This is a genomic window from Streptosporangium sp. NPDC001681 (assembly GCF_040298085.1).
GTDB lineage: Bacteria > Actinomycetota > Actinomycetes > Streptosporangiales > Streptosporangiaceae > Streptosporangium.
The window spans coordinates 1-11,713 of sequence record NZ_JBEOZN010000205.1 but is presented as its reverse complement, the minus strand read 5'-3'; the positions used below and the strand labels follow the sequence as shown (position 1 = coordinate 11,713).

At 73.9% G+C, this 11,713-nt stretch carries 8 protein-coding genes and 2 riboswitches; of the genes, 1 reads left to right on the top strand and 7 read right to left on the bottom strand.

Translation table 11 applies throughout. The features are described from left to right. Window positions 1-175: 175 nt before the first annotated feature. A complete protein-coding gene (locus ABT130_RS45190; protein WP_350922586.1) occupies window positions 176-802 on the bottom strand; it encodes a precorrin-8X methylmutase in 627 nt (208 codons plus the stop codon). Next, on the bottom strand, window positions 799-2,217 hold the full coding sequence (locus ABT130_RS45185) for a ferredoxin-like domain-containing protein (RefSeq protein ID WP_350966141.1): 1,419 nt from the start codon (window positions 2,215-2,217) through the stop codon (window positions 799-801). The genes ABT130_RS45190 and ABT130_RS45185 overlap by 4 nt, the downstream gene beginning before the upstream one ends. Window positions 2,218-2,231: 14 nt before the next feature. Then, window positions 2,232-2,433: riboswitch (cobalamin riboswitch) on the top strand. Between the two features lie 35 nt (window positions 2,434-2,468). Here ABT130_RS45185 and cobN point away from each other — a divergent pair. Beyond that, complete coding sequence (gene cobN / locus ABT130_RS45180; protein WP_350966140.1) at window positions 2,469-6,125, top strand: cobaltochelatase subunit CobN; 3,657 nt, start codon at window positions 2,469-2,471, stop codon at window positions 6,123-6,125. A 158-nt stretch (window positions 6,126-6,283) separates the two neighbouring features. Here the strand turns inward: cobN and ABT130_RS45175 are convergent, their stop codons facing one another. Genes ABT130_RS45175 through ABT130_RS45155 form a run of 5 tightly spaced genes read right to left on the bottom strand, consistent with a single transcriptional unit; the run spans window position 6,284 to window position 11,289 of the window. Next, window positions 6,284-7,624 (bottom strand): cobyrinic acid a,c-diamide synthase CobB, encoded by a 1,341-nt coding sequence (locus ABT130_RS45175; RefSeq protein WP_350966139.1) that lies wholly within the window; start codon window positions 7,622-7,624, stop codon window positions 6,284-6,286. Then, entirely contained in the window at window positions 7,618-8,220 is a 603-nt protein-coding gene (cobO, locus tag ABT130_RS45170) for a cob(I)yrinic acid a,c-diamide adenosyltransferase (RefSeq protein WP_350922595.1), read from the bottom strand. Before cobO ends, ABT130_RS45175 begins: the two co-directional genes overlap by 7 nt. A 1-nt stretch (window position 8,221) precedes the next feature. Next, complete coding sequence (locus ABT130_RS45165; RefSeq protein WP_350966138.1) at window positions 8,222-10,315, bottom strand: VWA domain-containing protein; 2,094 nt, start codon at window positions 10,313-10,315, stop codon at window positions 8,222-8,224. A gap of 49 nt (window positions 10,316-10,364) precedes the next feature. Then, window positions 10,365-11,090 (bottom strand): CbtA family protein, encoded by a 726-nt coding sequence (locus ABT130_RS45160; protein WP_350966137.1) that lies wholly within the window; start codon window positions 11,088-11,090, stop codon window positions 10,365-10,367. 10 nt (window positions 11,091-11,100) lie between these two features. Beyond that, window positions 11,101-11,289 carry a CbtB domain-containing protein gene (locus ABT130_RS45155; protein WP_326830249.1) on the bottom strand — a complete coding sequence of 63 codons (189 nt, stop codon included), beginning with the start codon at window positions 11,287-11,289 and terminating at the stop codon, window positions 11,101-11,103. 3 nt (window positions 11,290-11,292) lie between these two features. After that, window positions 11,293-11,439: riboswitch (adenosylcobalamin (AdoCbl) riboswitch) on the bottom strand. Between the last annotated feature and the right edge of the window lie 274 nt (window positions 11,440-11,713).

Below are 11,713 nucleotides of genomic sequence, written 5' to 3'. Positions count from 1 at the left end.
CTCACCCGCGATCGCGTTGACGGCAACCGCCGCCACCGCGAGCCCGACCCCGTACAGGCACCCGAGATCCCCGCTCAACCCGCTCACTCCTCCTCACCCGCGATCGCGTTGACGGCAACCGCCGCCACCGCGAGCCCGACCCCGTACAGGCACCCGAGATCCCCGCTCAACCCGCTCACTCCTCCTCGCTCGCGATCGCGTTGACGGCGGCCGCCGCCATCGCGCTGCCGCCCCTGCGTCCGTGCACCACCAGGTGGTCGAGTCCGGCCGGGTGCTCGGCCAGGGCCAGCTTCGACTCCGCGGCCCCGATGAAGCCGACCGGCACGCCCAGCACCGCGGCCGGGCGTCCGGCACCCTCCTCGACCAGTTCGAGCAGGCGGAACAGCGCGGTCGGCGCGTTGCCGATCGCGACCACCGCGCCGTCGAGCCGGTCGCGCCACAACTCCAGCGCCGCGGCGCTGCGGGTGGTGCCCAGCCGCAGCGCCAGCTCCGGGACCCGCGGGTCGCCGAGTGTGCAGATCACCTCGTTCGCCTTCGGCAGCCGTCGCCTGGTGACGCCGGAGGCGACCATCATGGCGTCGCACAGCACGGGCGCGCCGTCGCGCAGCGCCTCGCGCGCCGCCGTGACGACTCCCGGCGACCACGCGAGGTCGTCGACGAGGTCGACCATGCCGCAGGCGTGCACCATGCGAACCGCGACCTGGGCGACGCCCGGCGGCATGCCGCCGAGGTCCGTCTCCGCGCGGATGGTGGCGAAGGAGCGGCGGTAGATCTCCGCTCCGTCCCTGATGTAGTCGATCACTTTCCCTCTCTGGTCGCCGCCACCGCGGCGCTCGTCTGCTCGGCGTCGGCGAACGTACGGCTCACGCCGTCCGCCTCGACGCGGTATCCGTCTCCGGTCGCGACCACGTCCACGACCCGGCCGCGCGGGCGTCCGCACCGCCGCTCGCAGCCCGACCAGTGCACGGGGAGCGCACGGGTGCGGCCCCGCGAGGGGTGGACGTCGTCAGGACCGTCCGCATCGAACTCGGAACCGGTGCCGTCGTTCGCCCGCGCACCCGCGTGGACGTCGGCGTGCACGTCGGCGAGGGCCTTGGCGCATCCGGGCCGGCCTGCGCAGGCGGTCAGGCCCAGCCACGGCGACGCCGGGTCGCTGACCAGGCCCGCGGCCGTGAGCGCCGCCCGCCGGCCATCGACCTCCGGCGCCGGCAGGTCGGGGACGACGATCGTCCGCCACGGCGTCACCCGGACCTCTCCCCCGCCGTGCTCGGCCGCCTGGGCGAGCGCCTCCAGCTGGGCCGCCGACAGCCGTCCGAGCGCGGCGAGAACGATGAGGGCCGACCTTCCGTCACGCTGCATGACGACCCCGGCCGCGCCGCCGTCCATCGTCCGCTCCCGCCGTACCACGGGGGCGGCCCGGCGAAGGGCCGGCTCCGCCCTGAGCACACGGGCCGAGACCCGCCCCGGACCGTCGGTCAGCTCGGCGAGCCGCCACGCGCCCGACCCCTGCTCGGCGCGCTCGGCCAGGAACGCCTCGGCGACCGCGAGCATGCCGGTGACGACGGAGGAGACGGGGGCGCGCAGCCCCAGGTCGGCACCGGCGAGCAGCAGCGCCACCTCGGAGACGTCCGCCGAGGCGTCCAGCGGATCGACCGGCAGCAGCGTGACGTCCGCGCCGAGAGCCGCCATGTCGCCCGAGCCGTCGTCGAGCGCGAAGAGGAACCGGCCGGGCAGGTCGGCGAGCGCGGGCCGGGCGCGGAGTTCCCCGTCCAGCTCGGACACGAGCGGACGGACGTCGAGCAGGCTCGCGGGTGCCCGCCCGGCCAGGGGTGAGGCCACGATGTTGCGTACCCGCTCATGCGTGGCCGACGGCAGCAGCCCGGCGGCGGCCAGCCGCACGGCGAAGTCGGATGCCGGGGAAAGCCTCCGGTCGTCGTCCGGAACGCGCGTGTCGTCGCGTGCCGGGTGCACGACGGGAAGGGACTCGCCGTCCTGCGGCGGGAGGCCGCGTACCTGGAGGTTCGCCCGGGAGGTCAGCTCGATCACGCCGGATCCGAGCTCCCGGGCGGCGGCGGCGACCACGCGGAGCTGACGCGCCGTGAGCGCCCCGCCGGGAACCCGGATCCGCGCCAGGCCGCCGTCGGCCGCGGCGTGCACCTGGAGCGCTCCGGGACACGCGTCGGCCCGGGTTCTTCCGGGAGGGTCGGTTATTGACACGCAGTGGATGGTAGCTCCCATTTCTTTACGGATGTCCGCCTGGCATAGTGTGACCTAGGCGACGGCGCAGGGAGGAAGCCGGTGTGAAACCGGCGCGGTCCCGCCACTGTAACCGGGGAGCGAACCCCACCGAAGGCCACGGTCCGGCAACGGACGGGAAGGCCGGGGTGAGCGTTGATCCGGGAGCCAGGAGACTCCTGCCGTCGCGATGACGACGACCCGGGGCGAGGACCCCGAGGGAGGACTTCTGCATGCGTTCCGTGCCGCCCACCCCGCGATCGGCCGTGCCACCCGCGCCGCCTGCCGTCCTGCTGCTGTCGACCTCCGACACCGACCTGCTCAGCGCGCGGACGAGCGGCGCGAACTACCGGCTCGGCAACCCGGCGCGGCTGTCCGCCGAGGACCTGCCCGCGCTGACCGAGGGCACGGACCTCGTGGTCGTGCGACTGCTCGGCGGACGCAGGGCATGGCAGGACGGGCTGGACGCGCTGCTCGCCGACCGGCGGCCCGTCGTGATCCTCGGTGGCGAGCAGGCCCCCGACGCCGAGCTGATGGAGCTGTCCACGGTGCCCGGCGGGGTCTGCGCCGAGGCGCACGCCTACCTCGCGCACGGCGGTCCGGCGAACCTGGCCCAGCTGCACGCCTTCCTCTCCGACACGGTGCTGCTCACCGGGTACGGCTTCGCACCGCCCGCGCCCACCCCGAGCTGGGGCCCCCTCGAACGTGTCGCGCGACGCACCGAGGGCCCCGTCATCGGCGTGCTCTACTACCGCGCGCACCACGTCGCGGGCAACACCGCCTTCGTCGAGACGCTCTGCCTGGCCATCGAGGAGGCGGGCGGCCAGGCCCTGCCCGTCTACTGCGGTTCCCTGCGCAGCGCCGAGCCCGACCTGTTCGACACGCTCCGGGCCGCGGACGCCCTGGTGGTCACCGTGCTCGCCGCCGGGGGCACCCGCCCGGCGACCGCCTCGGCGGGCGGGGACGACTCCGCGTGGGACGTCGGCGCGCTCGCCGAGCTGGACGTGCCGATCCTGCAGGGCCTCTGCCTGACCACGGGAAGGGACGCCTGGCGGGAGAACGACGACGGCCTGTCCCCGCTCGACGCGGCCTCCCAGGTGGCGATCCCCGAGTTCGACGGGCGGATCATCACTGTGCCGTTCTCCTTCAAGGAGGTCGACGACGAGGGCCTGACCGTGTACGTGGCCGATCCCGAGCGGGCCTCGCGGGTGGCCGGCATCGCGGTACGGCACGGCCTGCTCCGGCACGTCCGGGCACCGGAACGGCGGATCGCGGTGATGCTGTCGGCGTACCCGACCAAGCACTCCAGGATCGGCAACGCGGTCGGCCTGGACACCCCCGCCAGCGTGGTCAGGCTGCTCACGGCCATGACGGAGGCCGGGTACGACCTCGGAGACGGTTTCCCCGGCGTGGCGGAGCGGGACGGCGACGCGCTGATCCACGCGCTGATCGCGGCGGGCGGCCAGGACCGGAACTGGCTCACCGAGGAGCAACTGGCCGCGAACCCGGTGCGGATCCCGGCCGCGCGCTACCGGGCGTGGTTCGAGACGCTGCCCGAGGACCTGCGGCACGGCATCGAGGCGCACTGGGGGCCGCCGCCGGGCGAGTTGTTCGTCGACCGGAGCCGCGATCCCGACGGCGAGATCGTGCTGGCCGCGCTGCGCGCGGGCAACCTCGTGGTGATGGTCCAGCCGCCGCGCGGCTTCGGGGATAACCCGGTCGCCATCTACCACGACCCCGACCTGCCGCCGAGCCACCACTATCTGGCCGCCTACCGGTGGCTGGCCGACGACTTCGGCGCGCACGCGATCGTGCACGTCGGCAAGCACGGCAACCTGGAGTGGCTGCCCGGCAAGTCGGCGGGGATGTCGGCCTCCTGCGGCCCCGACGCGGCGCTCGGCGACCTGCCGCTGGTCTACCCGTTCCTGGTGAACGACCCCGGTGAGGGCACGCAGGCCAAGCGGCGGGCGCACGCCGTACTGGTCGATCATCTGGTGCCGCCGATGGCCCGCGCGGAGACCTACGGCGACATCGCCCGGCTGGAGCAGCTGCTGGACGAGCACGCCTCGATCGCGGCCATGGACCCGGCCAAGCTGCCCGCCATCCGGGCGCAGATCTGGACGCTGATCCAGGCCGCCAGGCTCGACCACGACCTGGGCGTCGACGACCGGCCGCAGGACAGCGGGTTCGACGACTTCCTGCTGCACGTCGACGGATGGCTCTGCGAGGTCAAGGACGTCCAGATCCGCGACGGCCTGCACGTGCTCGGCAGCGCCCCCGAGGGGAAGGCCCGCGTCGACCTCGTGCTGGCCATGCTCCGCGCCCGCCAGATCTGGGCGGGCCAGGAGGCACTCCCCGGCCTGCGTGAGGCCCTCGGCCTGGCCGAGGACGGCGGCGCCGCGAGGGTGAGCGTGGACGAGGCCGAGTCGACGGCCCGCGCCCTCGTCGAGGGCATGGAGGAGCACGGCTGGGACCCGTTCGCCGTCTCCCCCGTCACCGCGTCCGTCCTCGTCGGCGGAAGTGACCGCGACTCCGGAGTCCTGGCCGCCGTAGAGAAGGTGCTCGGGTTCGCGGCCGGGGAGATCGTGCCCCGGCTCGCCAGGACCACGGACGAGATCGGCGCGGTGCTGCACGCGCTCGACGGCGGTTACGTCCCCGCCGGGCCGAGCGGGTCGCCGCTGCGCGGGCTGATCAACGTGCTGCCGACCGGGCGGAACTTCTACTCCGTCGATCCCCGGGCGGTGCCCAGCAGGCTGGCGTGGGAGACCGGGCAGGCCATGGCCGACTCCCTGCTGGAGCGGTACCGCTCCGACACCGGTGAGTGGCCGCGCTCCGTCGGGCTGTCGGTCTGGGGCACCAGTGCCATGCGCACGGCGGGCGACGACGTGGCGGAGGTGCTCGCGCTGCTCGGCGTGCGGCCGCTCTGGGACGAGGCGTCCCGGCGGGTCAGCGGCCTCGAACCGATCCCGCTCGCCGAACTCGGCCGGCCCAGAATCGACGTGACCGTCCGGATCAGCGGGTTCTTCAGGGACGCCTTCCCGCACGTCGTCACCATGCTGGACGACGCCGTACGGCTGGTGGCGGGCCTCGCGGAGGCCGCCGGGGAGAACTACGTGCGGGCGCACGCCGACGCCGACCTGGCCGCGCACGGCGACGAGCGGCGGGCCACCCTGCGGATCTTCGGCTCCCGTCCGGGTGCCTACGGCGCGGGCCTGCTGCCGCTGATGGAGAGCGGGAACTGGCGCGACGACGCCGACCTGGCCGAGGTGTACGCGGTCTGGGGCGGTTTCGCCTACGGTCGCGACCTCGACGGAACACCGGCGCGGCAGGACATGGAGAGCGCCTACCGGCGGATCGCGGTGGCCGCGAAGAACGTCGACACCCGCGAGCACGACATCGCCGACTCCGACGACTACTTCCAGTACCACGGCGGGATGATCGCCACCGTGCGGGCGCTCACCGGCCGGGCGCCCGCCGCGTACGTGGGCGACAGCACCCGTCCGGACGCGGTGCGGACCAGGACCCTGCACGAGGAGACCGCGCGGATCTTCCGCGCCCGGGTGGTCAACCCCAACTGGCTGGCGGCGATGCGCAGGCACGGGTACAAGGGCGCGTTCGAGCTGGCCGCCACCGTGGACTACCTGTTCGGCTACGACGCCACGACGGGTGTGATGGCCGACTGGATGTACGACAGGCTGGCCGCCACCTACGTCCTGGACCCGGAGAACCGGGCGTTCATGGCCGCGTCGAACCCATGGGCGCTGCACGGCATCGCCGAACGGCTCCTTGAGGCGGCCGACCGGAAGATGTGGGAGCACCCCGACCCCGAGATCATGACGGCCCTGCGGGAGGCGTACCTCACCATCGAGGGCGACCTGGAGGATCGCTGACCCGCCCCCCGGGGTGAGTGTGGTTCAACCGATGCCGCCGGAGTCGAAGTCATCGGACCGGTGCGGGCGGAGATGTACGCGCGTGATGTAACCACCTCTGTGCAGGATGCCGCCGGGCTCGGAGTCATCGGACCGGTGCGGTGCCCTGTGAGGGCGGTTCAGCCGATGGCCGCGACCAGGCGTTCGGCCAGCTCGGGGCTGCCTGCCCAGTGCAGGTGCAGGTAGGAGGCGGCCAGCAGGGGCTCGGCGAAGCCGTCGGCCGCGCCCCTCCAGCGGAACAGCGGCGGCGTCGCGTGCCCGGGATCGGTGGCCGTGCGGTGGAACTCGTGGCCCCGGTAGCGCTCGCCCTCGCGGGTGAGCACGGACTTGGCGGTCGCCACGGCGTCACGGTAGCCCAGCGTGAGCCTGCCGGTCATCGTCGCGGTGATGTCGAGCCTTCCGCACATGGGATGGCCGTCCAGCTCGCGCGCCAGGTAGAGCAGCCCGGCGCACTCGGCGACGATCGGGCCGTCGAAGGCGGCCACCCGGCGGCGGAGCGGCTCGTTGGCGGACAGCTCCGCCGCGTACATCTCGGGGAAGCCGCCGCCGATGACGACCGCCCCGGCGTTCTCGGGGAGGCACTCGTCCCTGAGCGGGTCGAAGTTCGCCACCTCGGCCCCCGTCGCCGCGAGCAGCTCGACCTGCTCGGCGTACCCGAAGGTGAACGCCGCCCCGCCCGCCACGGCCACGACCGGCCGTCCACCGGACGCGGACGCGGTCACAGACGGGGACGGGGGCAGGGCCGGAGTCCAGGGATGTGCGGGCAGCGGCGGCGCCGAGCGCGCCAGGGCCACCAGTCCTTCGAGGTCGCAGGAGTCGGCGACCAGGGCGCCCATCCGCTCCACCGCCGCCACCGCGTCCCCGCTGCGCTCGGCCGCCGGGATCAGCCCGAGATGGCGGGAAGGGGTCGCCACCCCGTCCACCCGCGGGATCACGCCCAGTACGGAGATGCCGCTCTCGTCCAGCGCGGCGCGGCAGATCTCCTCGTGCCGCGGCGAGCCGACCCGGTTGAGGATCACCCCGGCCAGCCGTACCCGGGTGTCGAAGGAGGCGAAGCCCTGCACGAGCGCGGCCACGGACCTGCCCTGCCGCGCGGCGTCCACCACGAGCACCACCGGCGCGCCGATCAGCCGGGCGACGTGCGCGGTGGAGGCGAAGTCCCCGCTCCCGGCACCGTCGTACAGGCCCATGACCCCCTCGACCACGGCGATGTCCGCGTCCCGCGCACCGTGCAGGAAGAGCGGCGCGACCCGGTCCTCACCGGTCAGCCAGGGGTCGAGGTTGCGGCCGGGGCGCCCGGTGGCGAGCGCGTGGTAGCCGGGGTCGATGTAGTCGGGTCCCACCTTGTGCGGGGAGACCCGCAGGCCCCGCGCGCGCAGCGCCGCCATCAGGCCGGTCGCGACGGTGGTCTTCCCGCTGCCCGAGGACGGCGCGGCGATCACCAGTCGCGGCACTACCATTCGATGCCCCTCTGGCCCTTCTGCCCGGCGTCCATCGGGTGCCTGACCTTCCCCATCTCGGTCACCAGGTCGGCGACCTCGACCAGCCTCGGGTCGGCATCCCTGCCGGTGATCACGACATGCTGGTTGCCCGGCCGCGCGACCAGGGTGGCGACCACGTCGTCCACGTCCAGCCAGCCCCATTTCAGGGGGTAGGTGAACTCGTCGAGGACGTAGAAGCGGTAGGTCTCCGCGGCCAGGTCACGCCTGATCTGCTCCCAGCCCTCGCGGGCGTCGGCGGCGTGGTCCTCCTCGCTGCCCGGCCGCTGGATCCACGACCAGCCCTCGCCCATCTTGTGCCAGGTCACGCTGCCGCCCTCGGCGGACTCGCCGAGCACCACGAGCGCCCGTTCCTCGCCGATGCGCCACTTGGCCGACTTGACGAACTGGAACACCCCGACCGGCCAGCCCTGGTTCCACGCGCGCAGCGCCATCCCGAAGGCGGCGGTGGACTTCCCCTTGCCCGGCCCGGTGTGCACGATCAGCAGCGGCCGGTTGCGGCGCTGGCGCGTGGTGAGCCCGTCCTCGGGCACCGTGTCCGGCTTGCCCTGCGGCATCTCAGACCGCCTTCCGATAGTCGGTACGGTAGTCACGGACAAGCCCGCCGAGCCCGCCGCCCGCCGCGAGCGCGTCGAGCCGTACCGCGGGCGCGCCCAGCCTGGCCGCGAGGTCGAGGGCCAGGGCGAGCCGCACCGGACCGCTCTCGCAGTCGACCACGACCCCCGCCGTACCGGCGAGCAGCGCGGCGGGGGCCGCCACGTCGGACCCCGAGGTGGCCCGGCCGTCGGTGACCACCACGAGCAGCGGCCTTCTGGCGGGGTCGCGCAGCCGCTCCACCCTGAGCACCTCGGCGGCCCGGCGCAGCCCGGCCGCCAGCGGGGTGCGACCGCCGGTCGGCAGCTCCCGCAGCCGCGCCGCGCCGACCTCGACCGAGGAGGTCGGGGGAAGCACCAGGTCCGCCGTGGATCCCCTGAAGGTGATCAGCCCGACCTTGTCCCGCCGCTGGTAGGCGTCGAGCAGCAGGCTGAGCACGGCCGCCTTGACCTCGCGCATGCGCTGCCGGGCCGCCATGGAACCGCTCGCGTCCACCACGAAGAGCACGAGGTTGCCCTCCTTGCCCTCGCGGACGGCCTCGCGCAGGTCGGTGTCACGTACCAGCAGGCCGGGGCCAGTGCGGCCGCGCTCGCGCTGGTACGGCGCGGCGGCGCGGAGCGTCGCCGACAGGTGCGGCCGCTGGAGCCGCCCGGCGGGAACCCGCGATCCGGTGGTCCGCCCGTTGGGGGTACGGGCCCGCGACCGCCGACCCGAGGCGCCGTCGCCCAGCCCGGGGACCTGGAAGGGGCGCACCCGGTACGGTTCGGCGGCGGCGACCACCCGCTCGGCGAAGGGACGGTCCGGCGAGGCGCCGGTCCCGTCGGAGGCACCCGGGACATCGGCGGCGCCGGTCCCGGAACCACCGTCGTGCGAACCACCGTCGTGCGCGCCGCCGTGCGGGCCCGCACCGGAACCATCACCCGCGGGACTTTCCGCGGAGCCGGTCTCGGGACCGTCCCCGGAGTTCACGGGGCCGTCCGAACCACCCGAATCGCCCGGACCGCCGGAGGTGCTCGGCCCTCCATCCGGGTCGTCCGGCTCGTCGCCGCCGTGCTCCGCCAGGAGGTCGTCGAGGCGTGACTCGTCAAGACCCGGCGCGTCGAACGGGTCTCGGCGGCGGCGGTGCGGCAGCGAGAGACGGGCCGCCTCGCGCACGTCCTCGGCCGTGACTTCGGCGCCGCCGCGCCAGGCCGCGTGCGCGATGGCCGCGTTGGCCGTGACCAGATCGGCCCGGAGCCCGTCCACCTCGAAGGCGGCGCACACCCCCGCGATCTGGCGCAGCCGGGCGTCCGGCAGCACGACCTGCCTGACCCGCTCCCTGGCCTCGGCGATCCGCCGCGCCAGGGCCGCCTCCTCTCCCGCCCACCCGGCGGCGAAGGAGGCGGGATCGGCGTCGAAGGCCAGCCGGCGCCGTACCACCTCGGCCCGCTCGTCCGGATTCCTGGACGCCCGCACCTCGACGGTCAGCCCGAAACGGTCCAGGAGCTGTGGCCGCAGCTCGCCCTCCTCCGGGTTCATCGTGCCGACCAGCAGGAACCGCGCCGCGTGCCGTACCGAGACCGACTCTCGCTCGACGAAGCAGGTGCCGAGCGCGGCGGCGTCGAGCAGCAGGTCCACGAGATGGTCGTGGAGCAGGTTGACCTCGTCGACGTAGAGGACACCTCGATGCGCGGCGGCGAGCAGGCCCGGCTCGAACGCTCTGACCCCCTCGGTGAGCGCGCGCTCGATGTCGAGCGCGCCGACCAGCCGGTCCTCCGACGCGCCGACGGGCAGCTCCACCAGCGCGGCCGGACGTTCCTGCCCGCTCTCGCCCGCGTCGTGCGGGCCGTCGGGGCAGCCCGGATCCGGCTCGGCCGGGTCGCAGGAGAAGCGGCAGGCGGCGATCACCTTGACCGCGGGGAGTTGTGCGGCGAGCGCGCGGACGATCGTGGACTTGGCGGTCCCCTTCTCCCCCCGGACCAGCACACCGCCCACCCGTGGGGAGACCGCGTTGAGTATCAGCGCGAGCTTGAGGTCGTCGAGACCGACGACGGCACTGAACGGATAGGCACCGATCACGAGGTTTCTTTCTGCGAGATCCTGCTGACGTGTCCGACCTGCCGAACGTTCAGTTCGGGGCCGCCGTGAGCGCGTCGCGGCGGACCGCGCGCTGGACGGCGATGCCGTACAGGACACCGATGGCCGACCAGAGCACGAGTTGCGTGCCGAGGGCGGACAGCCGGAAGTCCCACAGCAGCTGGGCGGGGAAGCCGTCGGGCACCTCGTTGACCGCCGGCAGCACGAACAGGGTGACGATGACGGGGACCAGGAAGCCGGCCGCGCCGGCGAGCCAGGGCCTGGCCGGCACCTTACGGGCGCAGGCCACTCCCACCGCCACGGACAGCAGGCCGATGGCGACCAGGACCAGGTACAGCGTGGTCCGGCTGCCGATGGTGTCCGGGTCACCGACGGCGGGCGGGTTGGCCGGGTACTTGACGAACGGCACCAGCACGATCGCGACGAACGCCGTGGCGGCCATCGTCGCGGCCAGCACCACGTCGGAGCGGGGACCGATCCGGCCGCGCAGCCCGGCGAAGACGAGGGAGAAGATACCCCCCACGGACATGCCGTACAGGGCCAGGGCGAGGAAGAGCCCGGCCTGCTGGCCGGACCGGCTGACCAGTGCCTCCTCCCCGTGGGAGTGCCCGACCTCGGTCTGGGCGTGGGCGGCGGCCTCTTCGAGCGCGATGGCCTGGTCGATGTTCGGCTCGCCCAGCAGGTAGGCGAACACGGCGGCGATCAGCCCGGCGACCAGCCCGACGAGCAGGCCGCGGAGCAACAGGGTACGGATCACGGCGCGCGGTCTAGTGGCAGGGAACGCCGAGCAGGTGGCGCCCGTCGTGCATGAGTTCGTGCAGATAGTCGCCCGCCTGCGACACCACCCCCTGGTCGAAGGTGACCAGGTAGGCCACCAGCAGGAGCAGCGGAACCGCCACGAGCCAGCGGGCCAGGTGGGAGAGGGGAACGGGCTGAGAAACGGACAGCTCACGCATGAGTAGCCTCCTTGGGGATGACGCGTCCCGACAGATGAGGACGCGGCGGCCAAGTAACCTGGCTCCCGGAACTCACGTTCCGGATACAGTGGCGCGACCGCACCGGCTTCTCACCGGACTTCCCTCGGACCACCGCGAAATCGTCCGCAATGTAACTCTTTTCGTGGCGGGCCGTCAACACAAGGTGATTCGTCGCGGCGCGGCCGCCCATCGATCCGGCCGCCACGCCCCGCTCCCCGGCCCTGGATGAACGGGGCCTGCTTCTTCGCGAGCCGTCCGACCGGGACGGCGACGGCGGAACGAGGAAGCCGGTGTGCACCCGGCGCGGGGATACCGGCCGGACGCGCGGCGGCCTCCGCAGGCCGCCGCGCCCCGTGGGCAGGGCGACACCCACCGGCGCCCGGGAGGGTGCAAGAAAAAGCCC

Excerpts from the sequence above, each read along its gene's own strand:
- cobN (WP_350966140.1), top strand. The coding sequence starts at position 2,469 with ATGCGTTCCGTGCCGCCCACCCCGCGATCGGCCGTGCCACCCGCGCCG.
- ABT130_RS45175 (WP_350966139.1), bottom strand. The coding sequence starts at position 7,624 with ATGGTAGTGCCGCGACTGGTGATCGCCGCGCCGTCCTCGGGCAGCGGG.
- cobO (WP_350922595.1), bottom strand. The coding sequence starts at position 8,220 with ATGCCGCAGGGCAAGCCGGACACGGTGCCCGAGGACGGGCTCACCACG.
- ABT130_RS45155 (WP_326830249.1), bottom strand. The coding sequence starts at position 11,289 with ATGCGTGAGCTGTCCGTTTCTCAGCCCGTTCCCCTCTCCCACCTGGCC.